General features: G+C 69.4%; 22 protein-coding genes. 11 read left to right on the top strand and 11 right to left on the bottom strand.

Going from position 1 to position 20,825, the window contains the following annotated elements; genetic code table 11:
- The 7 genes from NMI01S_RS15640 to NMI01S_RS15610 all read left to right on the top strand — a co-directional run bounded on the left by NMI01S_RS15640 (position 1) and on the right by NMI01S_RS15610 (position 7,572).
- Positions 1-780: a metallophosphoesterase family protein gene (locus NMI01S_RS15640; RefSeq protein ID WP_062998645.1), complete on the top strand. Its 780-nt coding sequence runs from the start codon at positions 1-3 to the stop codon at positions 778-780.
- A 618-nt stretch (positions 781-1,398) separates the two neighbouring features.
- A complete protein-coding gene (locus tag NMI01S_RS15635) occupies positions 1,399-2,556 on the top strand; it encodes an AMP-binding protein (RefSeq protein ID WP_062997874.1) in 1,158 nt (385 codons plus the stop codon).
- Positions 2,557-2,734: 178 nt separating this feature from the next.
- A complete protein-coding gene (locus NMI01S_RS15630; RefSeq protein WP_063920746.1) occupies positions 2,735-3,547 on the top strand; it encodes a rhomboid-like protein in 813 nt (270 codons plus the stop codon).
- On the top strand, positions 3,544-5,661 hold the full coding sequence (locus NMI01S_RS15625; RefSeq protein WP_245716882.1) for an acyltransferase family protein: 2,118 nt from the start codon (positions 3,544-3,546) through the stop codon (positions 5,659-5,661). Before NMI01S_RS15630 ends, NMI01S_RS15625 begins: the two co-directional genes overlap by 4 nt.
- Positions 5,662-5,745: 84 nt before the next feature.
- Positions 5,746-6,696 (top strand): alpha/beta hydrolase family protein, encoded by a 951-nt coding sequence (locus NMI01S_RS15620; RefSeq protein WP_245716881.1) that lies wholly within the window; start codon positions 5,746-5,748, stop codon positions 6,694-6,696.
- A 54-nt stretch (positions 6,697-6,750) separates the two neighbouring features.
- The gene (locus NMI01S_RS15615) at positions 6,751-7,368 is read left to right on the top strand and encodes a TetR/AcrR family transcriptional regulator (protein WP_084512996.1); all 618 of its coding nucleotides are present in this window, start codon (positions 6,751-6,753) and stop codon (positions 7,366-7,368) included.
- A 12-nt stretch (positions 7,369-7,380) separates the two neighbouring features.
- Positions 7,381-7,572 carry a hypothetical protein gene (locus NMI01S_RS15610; RefSeq protein ID WP_062997870.1) on the top strand — a complete coding sequence of 64 codons (192 nt, stop codon included), beginning with the start codon at positions 7,381-7,383 and terminating at the stop codon, positions 7,570-7,572.
- Between the two features lie 7 nt (positions 7,573-7,579).
- Here the strand turns inward: NMI01S_RS15610 and NMI01S_RS15605 are convergent, their stop codons facing one another.
- The 4 genes from NMI01S_RS15605 to NMI01S_RS15590 form a co-directional block, all read right to left on the bottom strand.
- A complete protein-coding gene (locus tag NMI01S_RS15605; protein ID WP_157163475.1) occupies positions 7,580-8,137 on the bottom strand; it encodes a hypothetical protein in 558 nt (185 codons plus the stop codon).
- 81 nt (positions 8,138-8,218) lie between these two features.
- Positions 8,219-8,437, bottom strand: coding sequence for a hypothetical protein (locus NMI01S_RS15600; RefSeq protein WP_062997868.1), 219 nt, complete (start codon positions 8,435-8,437; stop codon positions 8,219-8,221).
- 161 nt (positions 8,438-8,598) lie between these two features.
- Positions 8,599-9,264: a sterol desaturase family protein gene (locus NMI01S_RS15595; RefSeq protein ID WP_062997866.1), complete on the bottom strand. Its 666-nt coding sequence runs from the start codon at positions 9,262-9,264 to the stop codon at positions 8,599-8,601.
- The gene (locus NMI01S_RS15590) at positions 9,254-9,985 is read right to left on the bottom strand and encodes a FadR/GntR family transcriptional regulator (protein WP_062997864.1); all 732 of its coding nucleotides are present in this window, start codon (positions 9,983-9,985) and stop codon (positions 9,254-9,256) included. The genes NMI01S_RS15595 and NMI01S_RS15590 overlap by 11 nt, the downstream gene beginning before the upstream one ends.
- A 195-nt stretch (positions 9,986-10,180) precedes the next feature.
- Here NMI01S_RS15590 and NMI01S_RS15585 point away from each other — a divergent pair, with 195 nt between their 5' ends.
- Positions 10,181-11,116, top strand: a complete 936-nt coding sequence (locus NMI01S_RS15585) for a universal stress protein (protein WP_245716880.1) — start codon at positions 10,181-10,183, stop codon at positions 11,114-11,116.
- Between the two features lie 36 nt (positions 11,117-11,152).
- Complete coding sequence (locus tag NMI01S_RS35330) at positions 11,153-11,308, top strand: DUF8730 family Cys-rich protein (protein WP_167331982.1); 156 nt, start codon at positions 11,153-11,155, stop codon at positions 11,306-11,308.
- A 1-nt stretch (position 11,309) separates the two neighbouring features.
- On the opposite strand, the gene NMI01S_RS15580 is transcribed toward NMI01S_RS35330, so the two are convergent.
- From NMI01S_RS15580 to NMI01S_RS15570, 3 genes are all read right to left on the bottom strand, one after another.
- The gene (locus tag NMI01S_RS15580; protein WP_062998637.1) at positions 11,310-11,732 is read right to left on the bottom strand and encodes an organic hydroperoxide resistance protein; all 423 of its coding nucleotides are present in this window, start codon (positions 11,730-11,732) and stop codon (positions 11,310-11,312) included.
- A 5-nt stretch (positions 11,733-11,737) separates the two neighbouring features.
- Positions 11,738-12,211: a MarR family winged helix-turn-helix transcriptional regulator gene (locus NMI01S_RS15575; protein WP_062997862.1), complete on the bottom strand. Its 474-nt coding sequence runs from the start codon at positions 12,209-12,211 to the stop codon at positions 11,738-11,740.
- A 215-nt stretch (positions 12,212-12,426) separates the two neighbouring features.
- Positions 12,427-12,978 carry a TetR/AcrR family transcriptional regulator gene (locus NMI01S_RS15570; protein ID WP_245716879.1) on the bottom strand — a complete coding sequence of 184 codons (552 nt, stop codon included), beginning with the start codon at positions 12,976-12,978 and terminating at the stop codon, positions 12,427-12,429.
- A 108-nt stretch (positions 12,979-13,086) separates the two neighbouring features.
- Here NMI01S_RS15570 and NMI01S_RS15565 point away from each other — a divergent pair, with 108 nt between their 5' ends.
- Complete coding sequence (locus NMI01S_RS15565; protein ID WP_062997858.1) at positions 13,087-14,517, top strand: FAD-dependent oxidoreductase; 1,431 nt, start codon at positions 13,087-13,089, stop codon at positions 14,515-14,517.
- Positions 14,518-14,525: 8 nt separating this feature from the next.
- Here the strand turns inward: NMI01S_RS15565 and NMI01S_RS34850 are convergent, their stop codons facing one another.
- From NMI01S_RS34850 to NMI01S_RS15550, 4 genes are all read right to left on the bottom strand, one after another.
- A complete protein-coding gene (locus NMI01S_RS34850; RefSeq protein WP_157126193.1) occupies positions 14,526-14,663 on the bottom strand; it encodes a hypothetical protein in 138 nt (45 codons plus the stop codon).
- A 17-nt stretch (positions 14,664-14,680) separates the two neighbouring features.
- On the bottom strand, positions 14,681-16,099 hold the full coding sequence (locus NMI01S_RS15560) for an amidase (protein ID WP_062997856.1): 1,419 nt from the start codon (positions 16,097-16,099) through the stop codon (positions 14,681-14,683).
- Between the two features lie 29 nt (positions 16,100-16,128).
- Positions 16,129-16,953, bottom strand: a complete 825-nt coding sequence (locus NMI01S_RS15555; protein ID WP_062997855.1) for a GntR family transcriptional regulator — start codon at positions 16,951-16,953, stop codon at positions 16,129-16,131.
- 319 nt (positions 16,954-17,272) lie between these two features.
- Positions 17,273-18,136 (bottom strand): NAD(P)-dependent oxidoreductase, encoded by an 864-nt coding sequence (locus NMI01S_RS15550; RefSeq protein ID WP_062997854.1) that lies wholly within the window; start codon positions 18,134-18,136, stop codon positions 17,273-17,275.
- Between the two features lie 471 nt (positions 18,137-18,607).
- Here NMI01S_RS15550 and NMI01S_RS15545 point away from each other — a divergent pair, with 471 nt between their 5' ends.
- Complete coding sequence (locus NMI01S_RS15545) at positions 18,608-20,818, top strand: SulP family inorganic anion transporter (protein ID WP_062997853.1); 2,211 nt, start codon at positions 18,608-18,610, stop codon at positions 20,816-20,818.
- Positions 20,819-20,825: the final 7 nt, after the last annotated feature.

Raw genomic sequence — 20,825 nt, 5'->3', positions numbered from 1 at the left:
GTGGTGCGCATCGCGGCCGTGGCCGATATCCATCTCGGCGCGGAGTCGCAGGGGACGCTGCGCCCGGCATGGGAGCGGCTGCCCGAGGAGGCCGATGTGCTGCTGGTCGGTGGCGATCTCACCCGGCATGGCACCCTCGACGAGGCGCGGGTGGTCGCTACCGAACTGGAGGACCCCGGCGTGCCGGTGATCGCGGTGCTCGGCAACCACGACCACCATTCCGATCTGCAGGACGACATCACGGCCCTGCTGTGCGATCACGGGATCCGGGTGCTGGAAGGGACCTCCACCACGGTGACCGTGGGCCCCTATTCGCTGGGCGTGGCGGGTACGAAGGGCTTCGGCGGCGGCTTCGCCGGCAAGTGCGCGAGCGTGTTCGGTGAGCGCATCATGCGCGACTTCGCCTCCTACACTGTCGATCTCGCCGACGCGCTGCATGTCGCCCTGTGCGGGCTGGACACCGACGTGAAGGTCGCGCTCACCCACTATTCCCCCTGCGGGGACACCCTGCACGGCGAGCCGCCGGAGATCTATCCATTCCTGGGCTCGTACCTGCTCGGCGAGGCGATCGACACCTGCGGAGGCGCCGATCTGGCGATCCACGGGCACGCGCACGCCGGGTACGAGCGCGGCACCACACCCGGCGGGGTCCGGGTGCGCAATGTGGCCCAGCCGGTGATCCGCGCGGCCTACACGGTCTACGATCTCTCGGTGCCGGAGCGGGCGGACGGTTCCGGTGCGCGGAGCGAGTCGCACGAGGCCGCGCGAACCCCGGCCTGACAACGAATTGCCGGAATACCCGGCCGAGGATGTGTCGCCGAAGTTCTGGTAATTCCCGCCGGGCTGCGGAATCATTTGTGGAGAATACCCGAGGGCGGGTGCGGGAAGCCCCCGCCCAGCGGCAGGAATTGCCTTCCGGCCGATGCGGGAAGGATTGTTCCGAGCGGTCGTGACGCGAAATTGCGCGGCCGCCCGGTCCGGGGAGACGTCGGCGCCTCGCTCGGTCAGGTGCTGCGACAGGCCCCGGGTTGCGACAGGAACGACTGGTGTCGCAGGAGGATTCGCGGGGGCGATGAGCTCGACGGACGGTACCGGATGAAGATCGCCGAGCGGCCCGGCGTACGCACAGAATCGCGCACATTCAACCGTGCAAACGTGCTTGCATCCGTAAATGCTTTCGCAAAACACGTGACAATGCGCGCGGTTGCGCATTGTTGTTGTTCTGGCTAATGTGTCCGCATCCCGGTGGCGTACATGTGACGTTTCCTTCGCAGGCGATGCGTCGCTGCCTGTGTCCGCATGTGATCGGGTGCGAGCGTGTACTGCGGGGAGGAATGCGGTAGATATCGGACAAGGGGGAACAAAGATTGGTATTCGATGACAATAAATTCTGCATCGGTGAATATTCGAGGATATCGGGGCAGGGATATCGCGACCGGTGCCGGTAGGCCCGCGCTGTTGTTCAGCGCGGTCACGACCGCCATGCGGATGCGCCCGTACGCGACGGTGTCGAGCATGCACGACAGCCGGACCTTCGGTGACCTGCTCGCCGAGGTTTCCGACAAGGCCGCGCGATTCGATACGGTGTTGCGCCGTCCGCGTGCGAGAGTCCTTGTGGCGCTCGGTAATTCCCCCGGATACATCTCCACGATGCTGTCGCTGCTCGCTCGCGGCGACATCCCCGTCCTGGCCAATCCGGCACTGCCGCTCACCGCGATGCGGGAGCTGATCGAGGAGTGCGGTATCGACGCCGTCGTCGCCTCCGGACAGGCCGGCGGAATCCGGCTCGACGAACGATCCTGGGCGCAGCGCACCGGTTTCGACGGCGACCGCCCGGCCCTGCACCGCGACACCGAACTGTGCCGCGTCGCCTCGGCGCCGTCGCGGCGACTGGTCTGTCTCGAGTACTCCGCGACCGCGGTGCTCAACGCGGCCACCGCGTGGGTGGGGGCGAGCAAACTGCGCGAATCCGATCGGACGCTGTGTTTCGCAGGTCTGTTCGGGCGCTTCGGATTCCACACCGCCACTGTCGCCAATCTCGTCGCCGGCGCCGATCTGGTCCTGCCGGCCGGAACTCACGCGCCGGGCAATATTCATCGCCACCTGGCCGCGGAGTCGCCGACCGTGCTGGTGGCCGAACCGGCCGTCTATCAGGCGATGGTGCAGGGCACCCGGGAGGACCTGTCGGTCGACGTCGCGGCGGCGCTGCGCCGGATCCGGCTGCGGCTGTCGCCGCATTCGGTCGCCTCCTCGGTGGCGGCGCGGGTGCGGGCCGTGTCGGGGCCGATCACCATCTGCTACGGCCTCGACGAAACCGGCCCGGTCGCCTACGGTGTCGACGCCGCCGACGGGGCGTCCGGCGTCCACCTGCTGTCCGGAGTCCGCGTGGAGGCCCGCTCCACCGACGGCGAACAGTACGCGCGCGTGCACACCAAATCGCTGGCGACGACCTACCTCAACGACCCGCTCGAATTCGAACGCTCCCTCACCGGCGACGGCAGCTATCTGAGCCGCAGCCTGGCCGGGCTCCCCGCATCGGTCGTCGACGCCGGCTGAGGCGGCGGTGCGGCCGGGGGTGTCCGGCGGCCGCCGGACCTCGGCATTTCATCCGCGGTGGGTGATGCCGCCGCCGGGCAGGCGATACACAGTCGATGTGTCGGCGCTCTACGGCTCGTGAGCGCCGGGCCCGATCGGCCGGTGAGGAGCCACCGTGGCGAATCGACGATCTGAGCGAATGCGTGGTCGTGCCGCCGCGGCATGGCGTTACGTCCGCACGGCGCCGTGGACGTTCTCGTGGTTGGCGCTGCTCCTGGTGACCACGATCGTGCAGCATGCGGTGCCGCTGGACGACCTGAAGATCATTCTGGGCGAGCGCTCGACGAATCTGTCGAATCTGACCAGCGATCCGCTCCACGTCCTGGTGACCAGCCTGCTGTGGGTGGCCGGCTACTTCTGGCTGCCGTATCTGGTGCTGTACTGCGTATTCCACGCGTCCGCCGAACGGTGGCTGGGCGCCCTGCGCTGGGCGATCGTCGGGTTGTGCGCCCACGTGGGCGCCACCTACATCAGCGAGGGCCTGCTGGGCTGGGCGATCCGGCACGGACATGCCGATCCCGCTCTCGTCGACGTGCGCGATATCGGCGTCAGCTACTTTCTCGCCGGCATCATCGGCGTGCTGACCTATCACATCGCGTATCCGTGGCGGTGGGGCTATGTCGTGGCGGCCACGGTCTGTTTCGCCGCGCCGCCGCTGATCCACCTCACCTTCACGGGAATCGGCCACTTCTCGGCCTTCCTGATCGGCCTGGCTTGCTACCCGCTCACCCGGACCCGGACCGCGCCGACGTGGAACCCGGCGCAGGCGTGGCGGAACCGCCACCGTCGCGCGCGCAGTCTAGTTCATCGGTGCGCACCTGGAAAGCGAAGTGGCGCTGAGTGTTTGCGGCGTGCTAAGAGAGTGGACGTGTTGTGGTCTGCGCGTGTTCATCTCCACCCTCGTGTGTCGGTACCGGCGCCCCCTCGCGGGAACCGGCGTTTCGCGTGGTGACCGGAGGTATCGCGCGCACCCGGATCGCCGCGCCGGCCCGTTCTGCGCCGGGTCGGGCCGAGTCCGCGTCGAACAGGAGCACCGCCTACCGCGGTGACCTGGACGGGTTGCGCGGTGTGGCGATCGTGCTGGTGGTGGTGTTCCACATCTGGTTCGGCCGGGTCTCCGGCGGCGTGGACGTCTTCCTGGTGCTGTCGGGATTCTTCTTCACCGGACTGCTGGTGCGCCGCGCGGAGCGGGGAGCCGTCGGCATCGGAGTCACCGTGCGACGCACCGGGCGGCGGCTGCTGCCGGCGATGGTCGTCGTCCTGGCCGCCGTCGTGGCCGCGACGATCTACACGCGGCCCTATACGCAATGGTCGGATCTGGCGGGACAAACCCTGGCGTCGCTGTTCTACTACCAGAACTGGCGACTCGCGACGAGTTGGTCGGACTACCTGGCCGCGGATCCGTCGGTGAGCCCGCTGCAACATCTGTGGTCGATGGCCGTGCAGGGACAGTTCTATCTGCTCGCCCTCGTCGTGGTGGCGGTGGTCGCCGCCGTGCTGCACCGCATCGACCGGGTCGCACTGCTGCGGCCTGTTCTGGCCGGTCTGATCGCACCCGCGGCCATCGTGTCACTGCTGTACGCGACCCACGGGGCGGCAACGCATCAGGGCTGGAACTACTACGACAGCGGCGCGCGGCTGTGGGAGCTGCTCGCGGGGGCGGCGCTGGCGCTGGCCGCACCGGCCCTGCTGCTACCGCGGATGCTGCGGGCGGTAACCGCACTCGCCGGTCTGGCGGGCGTGCTGTTGTGCGGCTGGCTGATCATCGACGGGGCGAACCGCTACCCGGGCCCCGCCGCGCTGGTGCCGGTGCTCGCCGCGGTGGCGGTCATCGTCTCCGGAAACAACGTCGCCGCGGCGGATATGCCGTGGCCCAATCGGATTCTCGCCTCGCGGCCGGCGCAGTGGCTCGGCGAGATCGCCTATCCGCTCTATCTGTGGCATTGGCCGATTCTCATCTTCTATCTCGCCGAATCGGGTCGCCCGCACGCCGGGCTGCGCGACGGCGCGCTGGTGGTCGCGGCGTCGCTGCTGCTGGCGTGGGCGACGCACCTGCTCGTCGAACAGCCGTTGCGACTGGGGGCGCGCAGTGCGCCGCTGAGTTCGTCGCCCCTGTATCGGCGCGGCGCGGGGACGCTGGTGTGCGCGGTGGCCGTCGCCGTGGTCGCGGCCACGGGTGCTTGGCAGTTCGGTGTGGTGCGCATGCATCCGGCGCAACCGACGCGGCCGCTGGATCGGGTGCTGTATCCGGGTGCGGAGGCGCTGGCGGCGGGGGCGCCGACACCGCAGGCGCCGATGCGGCCCACGGTCTTGCAGGCTCCCGGTGAACTGCCGCCGCCGACCCTCGACCGCTGTATCGCCGATTGGGACACCCGCGAGGTGGTCACCTGCACCTACGGCGATGCGAGCGCCACTCGCACCCTGGCGGTGGTGGGCAGTTCCCATGCCGAACACTGGGTTCCGGCGCTCCAGGAGCTCGCCGCACAGCATTCCTTCCGCATCCAGGTGTATCTGAAGATGGGCTGCCCGCTCACCTTGGCCGACGACGCCACCTACAAGGGTGAACCGATTCCCGACTGCCGGGACTGGTCGCGCGCGGTCCTGGACCGCCTGGCCGTCGACCGTCCGGACTGGGTGTTCACCACCGGCAGCCGGCCCCGCGCCGGAACCGGCGACGAGACACCGCCCGAATACGTGGACGTGTGGTCGGCCCTGGCCGAACGTGGGCTCGACACCGTCACCATCCGCGACTCACCGTGGTTGCGCCACAACGAGATCCGTTACGCGGCGGCCGACTGCCTGGCCGGCGGCGGCGACCCGGTCGGCTGCGGTATGCGCCGAAGCGATGCGCTCGATCCGGTCGATCCGCAGCTCGAACCGGCCTCGCGCTACCCGAACATCTTCCCGATCGACCTGAGCGATGCGTTCTGCGACGCGTCGGTGTGCCCGGTGGTCGCCGGCAACATCCTGATCTACCACGACGAACACCATCTGACCTCGAGCTATTCGCGCTCGCTGTCCGGGGCTCTCGGCCGGGAGTTGGGACCGCTGCTGCACTGGTGGTAGTGCCGCGCGTCACGTGGGGAGACACGGCGGCTCGATTGCCAGTACCGTTATCCCACGAGTGGCTCGAGCAGGAGGTGCCCGCACGTGGTGGGCGTTGGACAGGGTGGGGCGCGCCGGTGGGTCTTGGCCGGGGTACTCGCGGTCGTCGTCGCGGCGATCGGTTTCGGTTCCGTGGAACCGGCGGCGCCGGATGGGCATGCCGGGCCGGCGGTGCCGGGCCTGAGCATCCAACCGGCCGAAGCCGGTGTGCCGATCCGGATCGCGTACGGCCGCGAAGCCGATACCTTCGGTGACCTCTATCTGCCCGCCGGTGGGCCGCTGTCCGGATCGTCCGGCCGGTGTCCGGTGGTGGTGCTGATCCATGGCGGCGGCTGGGCGCAGTACCGCGATCTGACCCAGTTCTCCGCGCAGGCCCGGCAACTCGCCGAATCCGGTGTGGCGGTGTGGAATGTCGAGTATCGGCGGGTCAACGGCGCCGGCGGCTGGCCGGTGACGCTGACCGATGTCGACGACGCCGTCGCGGCTCTGGCCACGGTCGTCCAGCAGCGCGCCGGGGGACGGCTCGATCTGGACAACGTTCATCTCGCCGGTCATTCGGCGGGCGGACAGCTGGCGGCGTGGGTCGCGGGCCGCCGTACCGACGGTGAGGCCGCATCGCGCGGCCTGCGCATCCGCAGTGTGACGCTGATGGCCGCGGTACTGGATCTGGACTATGCGGTGGCGCACGGCAACGACGGATTCGCGCGCAAACTGCTGGGCGGTCTGCCCGACGAGGTGCCCGACCGCTACCGGTACGCCTCACCGATCGTCAATCTTCCCCGGGGCGTGCACATCACGGCCGTGCACGGCGATGCGGACCGGGTGGTGTCGGTCGAACAGAGCCGCCGCTACGCCGAGGCCGCCCGCCGCGCCGGCGACCCCACCGACCTGCACATCCTGCCCGGTGTCGGGCACGCCGAATTCACCGATCCGGGCTCGGCGGCGTGGTCCGTGGCGCGGGTGGCGATTCTCGCGAGCGTCGCGGAATCGGCGTAGCCGGGCACCGTCCCCGCCGCCGGTGGCCGCGACCGATAGTGTGGATTCGTGACGATGGCGGACAGACAGTACGGCGGCCGCGCGGTGACCGAACGCCGGGCCGAACGCCGTCAGCGTTTCATCGTCGCGGCGACGAAGGTGTTCGCCGACCGCGGTTACGCGAACTGCTCGCTGGCCGATGTGTGCGCCGCGGCCGGACTGTCGAAACGGCAGTTCTACGAGGAGTTCCAGACCCGCGAGGATGTGCTGATCGCCGCCTACGACCGGGTCCAGGACGAGGCCGCCGCGGCGGTCGTGCGGACCCTGGGCACGCTCTCGCCGGCCGATCCGGCGCAGGCGATGGCGGTGGTGCTGTCGGCCTATCTCGACTCGATCACCTCCGATCCGTACCGGGCCAAGCTGGCGTTCATCGAGGTGGTCGGCGCGAGCGACCGGATGGAGCAGCATCGCCGCGAACGTCGGCACGGCTGGGTCACCCTGCTGGAGATGGTGGTGGTGCCGATCGCGGGCCAGGGCGCGCGTCTGCGTGGCGACGCCGCGCTCTCGGCGAGTGTGCTGATCGGCGCGGTCAACGGCCTGGCCCACGAATGGTTGCTGATGCAGCCTCGTCCCGACGTGAGTGAGCTGACCGATCTCCTCATCCCCGTCGCGCTGTCGTTGATCGAGACCTGATCCACCCACGCGTTGGATTCGCTGGCTCTCGAAATACCTTGCGCCGCACGGTTTCACGGTGGTGCCGGTGCGCTGCCGCCGCACGTACTGCATCTGGACTGCGCGCTGGGGCTGGTCCGCGAGGGCCTGCTCGCCGCGTGCCCGGACCGGCTCCCGGACGGACTTCCCGAGCCACTGCGGGACTGGGGGTCGCGCGTCGACTGATCGGCACCTATCGCGCGGGATCGAGCGAGTCGAGTTCGGCGCGCAGCTGGTCGACCTCGGCCGCGACCTCGTCGCGAAGCTCTTCGCGCTCGGCCAGGCTCAGTCGCAGACTCTCGATGGTCTCGTTCATCGCCGCGAGCCGCCGGTCCGCACCCTCGAGATGCCATTCCAGCACCGAACGCCGGTCGACGTCGGTGCTGGCGGAACCCACCCACTCGACCAGATAGTCCAGCCACTGCGGTTGTTTCGGCATCGGCTCGTCGTCGTCCCAGCCGCGGCGCAGTGCGGGCTTGGGGGAGAGCACGCGCTCACTGTCGCCGCCGTCCGGGGTGGGGGCGTGCAGCTGGATCAGACTCAGCTTGCCCGCACTGGTCACCACCGCGGTCACCCGATATCGCCCGGCGAGATGCATTCTGAGTTCGGCGGTGCCACGGCCGTCGGCGTCCATCGCGCCCAGCCACGGGCCGTGCGCCGCGCTGAGAATCGATTCGAGGATGCCGAGCTGGCCGACGCCGCGTCGCAGGCGGGTCGCTCGCTTGCGCAGCTCCTCGGTCGTGGCGGTCATCTGATCCCAGTGCATACCCACGAACATAGTGGTCCCGCCGCGCCGGTTCCCCACCTCCGGTGAAGTGGGGAACCGTCCCGATCACCGCGCAGGCGTCGCGGCCTGCGCACTTCCGCTCGACAGCGCCTTCACCAGATCGGTGATGCCGGACGCGGAGCCGGTGCCCGTGGGGTCCGGCTCGCCCGGCGCCACCACCGGTGTCGCGGAGACGGCGTCGTCGGCTGCCGCGAGCCCCGCTCCGCCGCACAGCGCGGCCGCCGTGGCGGCACCGATCAGGGTCAGAGTTCCGAGTTTCTTCATTCGGATGAAGTCCTATTCCGTGGATGTCGTTGTGAATGCGGCTGCCGCATCGTCAAATTCACTACATCCGGACGAATCGGGCCAGACCCGAGTATCCGGGGCAGCAGTGCCGGGGGCGGCCGCCGTCGGTGCGCCGCAGGACCCGGCCGATGCCCGGATACTCAGCGGCCGGTGCCGTGCAAGGCCGTGGCGGTGCGGGAATTCGGCGTCGACGCCGGATCCGGATAGGTGCCGAGCAGCCGGTCGGCGGTACCGGAGCTGGTGACGGTGAACCAGTAGTGCTCGTTCTTGAAGTGATGCAGCCGGTGGTTGCGCCGGACCGCGGTGTAGAGGCGGGTGCGCGGCTGATAGTCGGTGTGGATCAGATAGTGGGTCCACTCGTAGGCCAAACCCAGCGCGCCGACCACGGTCAGGAAGGTCAATCCCAGTCCGAAACGCGGAAATGCCAGTGCTGCAACGAGAACGAGAGCCGGGAAGAGCCAGAGGAAGGTCTGCCACGGGATGAAGATCAGGTCCACCCGCCGCGGGTCGGCATGGTGTTCGCGATGTTTGCGCGCGAGCAGTGAATCGAGGGTGAGCCGGCCGATCCGGCGGGGCCGCCAATGCAGGACGCACACGTGGATCATCCACTCCGTCACCGGGAAGAACGCCAGCATCACCCCGGCGACCAGGGCGTCGGTGAGCTGCCAGTCGCCCACCGCGATCCGGGTGGCGAGCGCGCCCGTCAGCAGCGTGGTGATGATCCACGGTGAGGGGCGGCGCACGAAGACGCCGAAGGCGTCGGGCAGCGTCGTGGTCCGGCGGTGGGAGCGGGTCTCAGCGGTCATCGTCCGCACCTTCCATCGTGCGTATCACGGTGTCGAATTGTGTTGCGGCGACGCGCAACAGCGTGTCCGCGGCGGCGCGGGCCGCGGCGGGGTCGCCGCCGACGACGGCCGCGGTGAGCCGGCGGTAGTGGTCGATGCTGCCGACCTCGGCGGCCATCACACCCGCCAGCGCGACGATCGCGGGCTCGTAGACCTCACGCAGCGTGTTGAACAACAGCCGGAACACGATCGATCCGGTGCCGTCGACGATGTGATCCCAGAATGTCAGCGCCTCGAGTTGCTGTGCGACGGGTTCCTGTTGCGCGGCAAGCGATTCCAGGCAGTCGCCGAGTTCGGCGTGCAGTTGCGTGCCGCCCTGCTCGGCGGCCAGGGCGGCGACCTCCCGGCCCAGGACCAGCCGCGCCTGCAGGATGCTCGCGACCACGGTGTGGTCGAACTCGCCGTTGCGCACGATGAGCCGGGGCAGCAGATCCAATCCGGCCGCACGACGGAAGTCGCGCACCGTGGTGGCCCCGCCCTGGCGCACGTCGATGAGGCCGGTGTGCGCGAGCTTGCGCAGTGCCTCGCGCACGGTCGGCCGCGACACTCCGAGCGCCTCGGCGAGCTGCCGCTCGGCCGGAAGGGTGGCGCCCGCCGGAAGTTCGCCGTCGAGGACCTCGGTCACGAGCTGGTCGAATACCGCGTCGGGGACCGTCTGCCGGTCGATCCGCTGAAAGGCCATGACCGGAACGGTAATCCCGCTGCGGTCAGAGGTCAAGTGGTCAGACCAGTTTATCCTTCGGTTCCGGGGGAATCGCCGCGCTCCGGCTACGATCGAGCTGTTCCGATAGCTGCAGTGCTCCCGAGTTCCGCCCGGTGACGGCCGTCGGGCCGGGCCGGCTTTCGTACGCCGCGTAGTCGATCGAGGAGGATGTCCGTGACCACCGAGGAATCCGTGACCGAGAAGTCCGCGCCCGAGAAGTCCGTACCCACGGGGCAGCCGGAGACCGCGCAGGGACCGATCGTCGTCGCCGTGGACGGCTCGCCGACCTCGCTGCAGGCGGTGGCATGGGCGGCCCGCGATGCGGCCCTGAGCGGATCACCGTTGCAGATCGTGCATTCGATCGCGATTCCGGCGAGTTTCGGCCCCGGCCTGGCGGCCGGTACGGCACAGCCGGATTGGTTGCGCACCGACGGTGAGCAGATCCTCACTCGTGCGACGGAGGTGGCTCGCGACATCGGCGGGCCGGATCTCGCTATCGACGCCGAGCTGGGACTGGAACTGATCATCGGCGACATGCTGGTGCGGTCGGAGTCGGCCGGCGCACTGGTCGCCGGAAGCCGAGGGCGGGGTGCGTTGCAGCGCGGGCTGCTGGGGTCGGTCAGCTCGGCACTGGTCCATCATGCGAAATGCCCGGTGGTGATCGTCAAATCCCATTCGGCCACCGACCCGGTCGCGGCGCAGCGTCCGGTGCTGGTGGGCGTCGACGGCACCGAGAACAGCGATCCCGCCGTCGACGCGGCCTTCGCCGAGGCGCACCGGCGTGGTGTGGAACTGGTGGCGCTGCATTCGTGGAGCGACACCACCGGTCTCGACATCTCGATGTTCGGCTGGGATACGATCGTGCGCGCCGAACACGCCATGCTCGCCGAGCGGCTCGCGCCGTGGCGCGAACGGTATCCCGAGCTGCCGGTCACTCTGCAGGTGGTGCGCGACAATCCCGCGAAATCGCTACTGGAGCAATCGGATTCGGCGCAACTGGTGGTCGTGGGCAGCCGCGGCCGCGGCGGATTCGCCGGAATGCTGCTCGGCTCGACCAGTGTGGCGCTGATCGGTTCGGTCGAATGTCCCATCATGGTGGTGCGCCGCTGACGGCGCACCACGACGCCCCGACCACGAGGAGATGTCATGTGCGTCCCGACCACCTGTACGACCTGCGGCAAGACCACCTGGTCCGGCTGCGGCGCCCACATCGACGAGGTGCGCGCGACCGTTCCGGCCGACCGGTGGTGTGGCGGGCACACCGACCCGGCTCCGGCGAAGCGCTGGTGGCAGCGCGGCTGACTCAGTCCTCGGCGACGATCACGCGGACGTCGATGTTGCCACGCGTCGCATTCGAGTACGGGCACACCTGGTGTGCCTTGTCGGCCAGCGCCTGAGCCTCGTCGCGCGACAGGTGCGGCAGTGACACCTCCAGGGTCACCTCGAGACCGAAGCCGCCCGCGTCGTTCGGGCCGATGCCGACCTTCGCGCCGACCGCGGAATCGCTGACATCGACCTTCTCCTGCTTGCCTACAAGACGCAGCGCGGAGTGGAAGCATGCGGCATACCCGGCGGCGAACAGCTGCTCCGGGTTGGTGCCCGCCCCGCTGCCGCCCATTTCCGGCGGCGTCGCGAGGTCGACGTCGAGCTTGCCGTCGGTGGTGCGGGCGTGGCCGTTGCGGCCGTCTCCGGTGGCCAGGGCCTCGGCGGTGTAGAGGATTGCCATGTCGGTCATCGCTTTCTCTCGGTGGATGCGCCTTCGGCATCCGGTTCGGTATTCAGCGCGGCAGTCAGCCGGGCCAGTGTTTCGCGCAAGCTCACCAGCTCGTCCAGGGACAGTCCGCCGCCGAATGCGGTGGCCATGCGCGCCGGAATGTCGCAGGCGCGTTCTCGCAGTGCGTCCCCGCGGTCGGTGAGCCGGATCTCGACCCGCCGTTCGTCGTCCGCGGCACGCCGGCGTTCGACGAACCCGGCGGCCTCCAGGCGTTTCAACAGCGGTGAGAGCGTGCCGGAATCGAGGGCGAGGGCGGAGCAGAGATCGCCGACGCCGCGCCCGTCGCGCTCCCACAGCGCCAGCATGACCAGATACTGCGGATAGGTCAGCCCCAGTGCGTCCAGTTGCGGCCGGTAGCGGGCCGTCACCGCGCGGGAGGCGGCGTACAGCTGGAAGCACAGCTGCTGGTCCAGTGCCAGCGGATCGGTCATGTGGATAAATGTATGACGCAATAAAGTTGTGCACAACCTAAATGCGATGTGTGCTGGATCACCCTTGATCGCTGCGGGGGTCGGCTGACGAGCGGGCGGAATCGGATCTGGCGGGGTGTCGATGTGCCCGGCGACGTGGGAAGTCCGGCGTCACCGTCATCCTTGGGTGCGGCAGTGATACTCGATAGGAGGTACGTCTCAGTCCGAGCGCGTCCTCATGCCGACGTTGCGCGCACGACCATCTCCGCGATCTCGTCGTCGCTCAGGGTGCTGCGTTCGACGAGTATGTGCGACAACACGGTGCGCACGATGATCTCGGCGGCTTGTTCGGGCGTGACCGCCAAGTCGCCGGCGCGTTGCAACGACAGCAGCGGAGTCAGCAGCGCGGCCACGGTTTCGACGAGATTGCGCTCGGACTCCATGCGGGTGACCGCCGCGTTCAACAGCCACTGCGGTTCGTGACCGCGGATATACCGGAACGCCTCGTGGGCCCGCAGGTAGCGCAGTGCGAAAAGCGTTGCCGCGCGGGCCAACTCCGGTGTCGGTGCCGTCATGTCGACCACCTGGTACGCGGCCGCGATCATGGTGCCGATCTCGCGGCGGACGAGGGCGGCCACCAGTCCGTCCTTGTCGCCGAACTCCCGGTAGGTGGTCGCGCGCGACACCCCCGCGCGCCGCGCCACGTCGGTCAGTGTCAGGTCGGTCAGGCCGGATTCCGCCACGAGTTGCAGCGCGGCATCCATCAGTTCGGTCGCGGACCTGGTCACCGACTCATTGTGCCTGCTTCGCCGGTGATGTCGGGAAGGGTGGTTGTCTCCGCGCCATTCTGAGACTATTTTGTATTCTAGTCTCAATGGTGCGATGAAGGTGGCTCGATGGCGAGAATCGGCGAACACGCGGTGGTCGTGGGGGCCGGAATGGGCGGGCTGCTCGCGGCCCGCGTGCTCAGCGACCACTACGACCGCGTGACCGTCGTCGAACGCGACGCGCTGCCCGACGGTCCGCGGGCGCGCCGAGGCGTCCCGCAGGGCCGGCACGTGCACGGGCTGCTACCGCGCGGAAAGGACCTGCTCGAGGAGTTCTTTCCGGGATTCGAGGCGCAGATGCGCGCCGCCGGGGCGATCGACTGTGATGTGCTGGGAGAGGTCACCTTTCAGATGGCCGGGCGCACACTCGCGCAGGTCTCCACCGGCTATCGCGGCCTGCAGGCCAGCCGTCCGCACGTGGAACATCATGTGCGGCAACGTATCCTGTCGATTCCGAATGTGACGCTGCGTGATCGGACCCAGGCCTCCGGTGTCATCGCGAATCCGTCCGCGACGCGCGTCACCGGCGTCACCGTGCACGATGCCGGCGGTGGGGAAGACCTGACCGCCGACCTCGTGGTCGCCGCGACCGGCCGGGGCGGGGTCGTGCCCGCCTGGCTGGCCGCCCTCGGCTATCCGCGGCCACGGGAAGAGGGCACCACCATCGATATCGTCTACCGCAGCGCGTTCGTCGAACTCGAGCCGGGTGCGCTGGGGACCGACAAATCGCTGACCATCGGGGTGCGGGAACTCCCGCCACGGGCCCTGGCGCTGTTCGCGGTGGAGGGGCGGAATCGCTACGTGCTCACCCTGATCGGGCACGCCGGCGAACAACCACCCGCGGACCCGGCCGGCTTCCTGGATTTCGCGGCGGCCCTCGCGCCGCCGGACGTGCGCGGGGCGGTGCGGCGCGGCGAACTGCTCACCGATATCGCCACCTTCCGCTACAAGGCCAACCTGCGCCGGCGCTACGAACGCCTCGACCGGTTCCCGTCCGGCCTGCTCGCGGTCGGCGACGGTCTGTGCAGCTTCAGCCCCGTCTACGGCCAGGGCATGACGATCGCGGCGATCCAGATGCGCGTGCTGCAACGCTGCCTCGCCGCGGGCGGCGACCGTGACCTCGCACGCCGCTTCTACACCGCCGTCACCCCAGAGATCGATATCGCCTGGCAGCTCACCGTGATCGCCGACAGCGCGATGCCGCATGTCGGCCCGCACCCGGATCCGGCGATCCGCGCCGCGGTCGCGGCGCTCGACCCGGTCCTGGCCGCGGCCGAGCGTGATCCGGTCGTCGCGGCCACGCTGTATCGCGTGATGGGTCTGACGCGGCGGCCGGCCGCCCTGTTGCGTCCCGACCTGGTCGCCCGCATCGGGCTCGGCGCGGCGCGCGCGGCCGGCGAGGCAGTGGTGGCGGCGGCCGAACGCCGGGCCGGACGAATCGGTGGGCTCGTCGCGGCGCTCGGCCCGGCACGGTGCCTCGCCGCCGCCAAACGTCGGTGATGTAAGCCTCAGGTGAGATCGAAACCGCCGGCCGGGTCGGCCCAGCGGGTGGCGTCGACCGTGGTGAGCAGGTCGGCCATGGCGCGCACGGCCACGCGCATCGCGTCGACCGCGGCGGTTTCCTCGGGGTCGGTGGTCCAGGTCATGATCGGCTCCTGACGATTCAGCGGAGGGCGGTGGGGATCTCGATGTGGTGGGTCGTGCGGCGCTGGTAGGCGTCTCCGGCGCGCAGGACGGTGGCCTCGTCGAAATGGTTGCCGGACACCGACATCGACAGGGGCAGACCGTCGGCGGTGGTGCCGATCGGCAGCGCGAGGGTGGGGTTGCCCAGCGGGTTCCAGTACGGGGTGTGCAGACTCGACAACACTCCCATCGGTTGCAGTTGATCCAGATCGGCGATCGCGGGTGCGCCGAGGTGTCCGGTCGGCGTCACCACCAAGTCGACCTTCGTCAGCAGTTCGGCAATCCGCTGCCTGCCGATGCGGCGAACCCGTTGAGCCTGAACATAATCCGGGCCGCTGACCGCATCCCCGCCGGCGAGGATGATGCGGGTGGCCTGTCCGTAGTCCGTCCAGCGTTCGCGCAGCGCGGGCCGGTGGTAGGCGTGCGCCTCCGCCAGCATCACCACGACGTCCACCGCGGTCAGTTCCCGGTACATCGGCACCTCCACGGGCACGATCCGGGCGCCCGCCGCGGCGAGCACGGCCACGGCGTCGGAAAACCGTTGTGGCTGAGCCGGATCGATACCACCGTCGGCGAACCGGTCCAGATCGTCCACGCCGATGGTCAGTCCGCTCAGATCGCCGGTGAGCGCGCCCGGATAGTCGTCGACCGGTGTGTGCGCACTGTAGGGATCGGCCGGGTCGTATCCCGCCAGCGCCGACAGCAGCAGGGCGCAGTCGGCGGCCGAACGGGCCATCGGACCCGGATGGTCGAGGGTGTAGCCCAGCGGGACCACACCGGACTTCGGGACGCGGCCGAAAGTCGGCTTCAATCCCGTGATCCCGTTGAAGGCGGCCGGAATGCGGATACTGCCCGCGGTGTCGGTTCCGACGGCACCCAGGAACATCCCGGCGGCCACGCCGCTGCCCGATCCCGAACTCGACCCGCCCGCCCAACGGGACGGATCCCACGGATTACGCGGTACCGGAAAGGGTTTGGCCGGATCCGGGAGTCCGATGGCGAATTCCATCGTGGTCACCTTGCCGGTGACGACGGCGCCGGCCTCCTCGAGCCGGCGGACCACCGTGCAATCGCCCTGGGCAGCGCCCCAGCCGGGATCGAGAACCAGGCTCTGCGCGGTGGTGGGTGCGGCGGAATGGGCGAGAATATCCTTGATTCCCACCGGGATTCCGGCCAGGGGGCCGAGCGCAACGCCGGCGGCCAGCTTCTCGTCGATGCGCGCGGCTCGTGCGACGGCGCGCTCGTCGAACCGCGACAGGTAGACACCGAGCGTCGCGTCGTGTGCGTCGGCGGCGGCGAGGGCCTGTTCGACCAGCCGGGTGGCGGTGGTCTCGCCGGAACGCAGCGCGGCGGCGGCCTCGGTCAGTCCGGAGAGTACGGGTGGGTCGGCGAGTGTCATGGTCGTCCTTACCTGGGCGGGCGGTCGTGTCAGCGGGACAGGGTGGCGGTCATATCGAGCCGGGGGATGGCGCCGAGTTCGAGCTGGATCTCGGCGCGGCAGGAACCCAGCGCGTAATCGACGGCGATACCGTCGCGGGTGCGGATGGTCTGTTCCACCAGCAGCACCGGCTCACCGGGCAGGATGTGCAGCAATGCCGCGGTACAGTCGTCGGCGCGTGCGGCCTGGACGCCGACGTCGCTGCCGCCGACATCCACGCGGCCGCCGCGCAACAGGGTGTAGAAGTCGTCGCCGAACGCGGCCTGGTCGATCCGCGTCGCCTCCGGTGCGCGCAAGTAGTTGGTGAACACCGCGAGCGGGCGATCGTCGAGCAGCAGGACGTATTCGACGCAGAGGCAATCGTCCCCGGGTGCGACACCGGCCAGATGGGCGGCGATCACCGGCGGCGCCGGGATCCAGGCCCAATACAGCAGGCGTGGCGAGATCCGGCCCAGGGCCAGATGCTGCTCGAGCGTCCGGCCCTCGGGTGGCAGTGCGCCGGATACGACGTAGTGCTCACCGACCGCCACGGTGCCCACTCCGCGGCGTCGCTCGATCAAACCGTCGGCGCGCAGCATGCCGAGCGCGGCACGGACCACGTCGCGCGGGAGATGGTGGCGCGCCATCAATTCCGGTTCGCCGGGCAGTCGTCCGGTGCCGAACGAGCCCGCCCGCAGGTCCGCACGCAGCAGATCCCGCAGGCGCCGGGCCGGCAGTTGCGCTGCGGACGGCAGGATTTCGCGCATCTGATCGCTGAACAACCGGCGGTCGTGGGCGGTCCGGTCGGGGTGGAGCTGTTCGGAGCGGTGGTGCATGCCGGTAGGGTGCAGAGAATCCGCGTTACGCGACAAGGACTTCCGGTAAAGACCTGGTTACGCGGCCGACCGGCCTGGACTGGACCGGCGTGACCAGCGGTTTCGGGTGCGGCCGGGTGGCATTTCGCGGTCGCGCCGCGCCCCGCGATACGGTCGGCGGCAACGCTGCCGGGAGTTACGCGGGCGTGCGGAAGTGAGACTTCGCCGACACCGACGGGCATCCGTGGGAAGTTCGTGCACTTCGCTCAGTTCGGAGCGGCCCAGCCCTGAGTTGCCGAGTGTCGAGTCGCCCAGACGGGAGTCGACGAGGCCCGATCGCTCACCCCTGCGCCGAGTCGCCGCCGTCCCGGTACAGCGCGGCGATGGCCGCGATATCGGCGCCGGGATCGGTTCGTGCCGCATCCTCGTAACGCTTGCGGACGATTTCCGCCAACGGCAGGTGAGCGCCGGCCTGCGCGGCGATGTCGAAGGCGAGCCCCGCGTCCTTGGCGCCCAGCACGGTGGTCCACCATCCGTCGGGGGACGCGGTGAGGACGGCGTCGAAGCGATTCGCCAGGGCGGGCGCGACGACCGGCGCGTCGGCGAGCAGTTCGCGCAGCTGGTCGTCGCCGAGTCCGCCGGACCGGCCCACGGTGAACGCCTCCGCCAGCGCTGCCACCCCGGAGATCAGCAGGAAGTTCGTGGTCACCTTGGCGGTCAGCGCGTGCGCCGCCGAATCGTAGTGGCGCACCCGCTCGGAGAGCGTGCCGAGCAGAGGTGCGAGCCGGTCCCGCAGTTGCGCGGGCCCACCGGCCAGCAGCGTCGCCTTCCCGGCTGTGACCGCGCCGGGCGCGCCGACGATCGGAAGGGCGAGAAACCGGTCACCGAAGGCGTCGGCGAGGGCGGCGCCCAACGCGGGGGAGACGGTCGAACAGTCGATGTACGGGGTGCCGGAATCGAGAGATGTCTGCAGCTCGCCGAAGGCCACCGAGGTCACCGCCGCGTCGTCGGCGAGCGCGGTGAGGGCCGCGTCGACTCCCGACACGGCCGCCGCGACAGTTCCGGCCTCCGTCGCGCCGGCCGAAATCAGTTCGGCCGCTTTGCCTTCGGTGCGGTTCCACACCGTCACCCGGTGTCCGCCGTCGAGCAGGCGCCCGGCCACGGCGCGACCCATCCGTCCCATTCCCAGTACCGCGATATGCACTGTTGCCTCCTCGTCCGGGTCCCGGTCGGCACCTGGCGCCGACCCTGTCCTTCCCACTGTCCCGTAGTGCGCCGCGCCGGTCGCGCTCGGCCTCGGTGATAGGAGAATCGTACAAATGACCAGGAACGTGGCTGGGGTAGTATCGTTGCTGGGTTCGGCGAAGCTATTCTGCGCCATAATTTTTCGGTTCCCCGCGGAATTCGGGGGCGGTCCCGGACAAGTCCGGACCTCGAGTCAAGTTGTGATATGGATCACAATTGAATACCGGCGCCGACTTTTGTGCTGAAAACCCTTTCCAACTGCTTTGCGTTGTCTTTACTATTAAGCGCGTTGGGCCGCTGCCGGGCACTCACGTCCGGATGGGTCGCAGGCGCAACACATCTCGCGTCATCCGCTTCGCCCGCCCGCTCTCGATGCCAGTACATGTTCCACCGATGGACCGAACCGACACCGGTTCGGCGAAGGAGAAATATGTCCACCGACACCGACTCGGTCCGACGGACGTCACCTCGGGGCCTTTCGGTCGTTCTACGCCATGATCTACCCGCCTCCGTGGTGGTTTTCCTCGTCGCACTACCCCTGTCCATCGGTGTGGCCGTCGCCATGGGTGCGCCGGTCGCGGCCGGACTGATCGCCGCCGTGGTCGGCGGGCTGGTCGCCGGGCTGTGTGGCGGTTCGGTCCTGCAGGTCAGCGGCCCCACCGCCAGCCTCACCGTCGTGGTTGCCGAATCCATCCACCAGTTCGGCTGGGCGACAACCTGTTTCATCACCGTCTGTGCCGGTGCGCTGCAGGTGGTGTTCGGCTTGAGCCGGATCGCGCGCGGAGCGCTGGCCATCGCGCCCGTGGTGGTACACGCCATGCTCGCCGGCATCGGCGTCGTGATCGCGCTGCAGCAACTACACGTCCTGCTGGGCGGGCAGACGCTGAGTTCGTCGTGGGCGAGCATCGTCCAGCTGCCGCATCAGCTGACGGTGATGCACGCCGGCGACGCGCTGGTCGGCGGGGTGGTGATCGCGATAATGCTGGGCTGGCGCTATCTACCGGGCCGGATCCGCGCGGTCCCTGCGCCGCTGGCCGCCGTGGTCGCGGCGACCGCGCTCGCGATGGTGGTGCCCACCAGCGTGGAACGCATCACCCTGCACGGGTCGCTGTTCGACGCGATGTCGTTACCGCAACTGCCGCACGGCAATTGGAGTGCGGTCGTGCTGACGGCGTTCACCATCGCGCTGATCGCCAGCGTGGAGACGCTGCTGTCCGCGGTGGCCGTCGACCGGTTGCGGCCGGAGTACCGCACCGACCTCGACCGCGAACTGCTCGGCCAGGGCGTCGCGAACATGACGTCCGGCCTACTCGGCGGCCTGCCCATCGCCGCGGTCATCGTCCGCAGTATCACCAACGCCAAGGCCGGCGCGCGGACCAAGGCCTCCACCATGCTCAGTGGCGTGTGGGTGCTGGTGTTCTCCGTCGCGCTGGTCGACGTGGTGCGCCAGATCCCGAAGGCCGCGCTGGCCGGCCTGCTGATCGTCATCGGTATCGGATTGGTGAAACTCGCGCATATCCGCCTCGCGCGCCGCGCCGGTGATCTGATCGTCTATGCCGCAACGGTTCTCGTGGTGATCTTCGGCAATCTGCTGCTGGGCATGCTGATCGGGCTGGTGCTCTCGTTCGCGCTGCTCATGTGGCGGGTGGTGCGGGTGGTGATCGTGGCCGCGCCGGTCGGCGACACCGGCCGCTGGCTCGTGACCGTGGACGGTTCGGCCACCTTCCTGGCCCTGCCGCGGCTCACCGCGCAGCTGGCGCGGATTCCCGCGCGCGTTCCGGTCACCGTGGAGATGACCGTCGACTTCATCGACCACGCCGCCTCCGACACCCTGCACGAATGGGCGCAGCGACATGAAAGCCTGGGCGGCACGGTGCAATTCGTCGAACTCGGCGCCGTGCGGATCGCCGACCTCACCGCGGGACCGCCCGCGCGCGGCCACGCCCGGCGGATGCTCGACGATGTTCTCGCGCCCTGGCGTCCGACCACCCGCACCGACCGGATCGCCGCCGGAATCGCGGCCTATCATCGCGGGCACGCCCACATGATGCGGCCGCATCTGGACGAACTGCGGCACGCCCAGGATCCGGAATCGCTGTTCGTCACCTGCGCCGATTCCCGCATCGTGCCCAACGTGATCACCAACAGCGGCCCCGGCGATCTGTTCACCGTGCGCAATATCGGCAATCTGATCCCCGCCGACGGCCGCGATACCTCGGTCGAGGCCGCGCTGGTCTACGCGTTGAACAAACTCGACGTGCGCTCGATCGTCGTCTGCGGGCATTCCGGGTGTGGCGCCATGGACGCACTGCACCACGGTCTGCGCACCGGCTCGGGCCTCGACGACTGGCTCGCGCACGGCCGCCCCGCGCTCGAGCGGTTCCGGGCCGGGCATCCGGTGGCGGCGGCGGCCGCGGCCGCCGGATACGGCGAGGTCGACCAGCTGGGCATGGTGAACGTGGCCGTCCAGATCGAGACGCTGGCCGCTCACCCCGTCGTGCGGCGCGGGATCGAGGCGCGCGGTGTGGTGCTGTCGGGACTGTTCTTCGATATCGCCACCGCCCGCGTCCTCGCGATCACGCCCGACGGTATCGCCGATATCGACGACCTCCGCCACCCCGTGCCGGTCCCGGTTTCCTGAAAGGAGC

Origin of the sequence: Nocardia mikamii NBRC 108933, assembly GCF_001613505.1 — a bacterium.
Taxonomy (GTDB): domain Bacteria; phylum Actinomycetota; class Actinomycetes; order Mycobacteriales; family Mycobacteriaceae; genus Nocardia; species Nocardia mikamii.
Note: the sequence above shows the minus strand (reverse complement) of the source record. Positions and strands in the feature narration are given on the sequence as shown.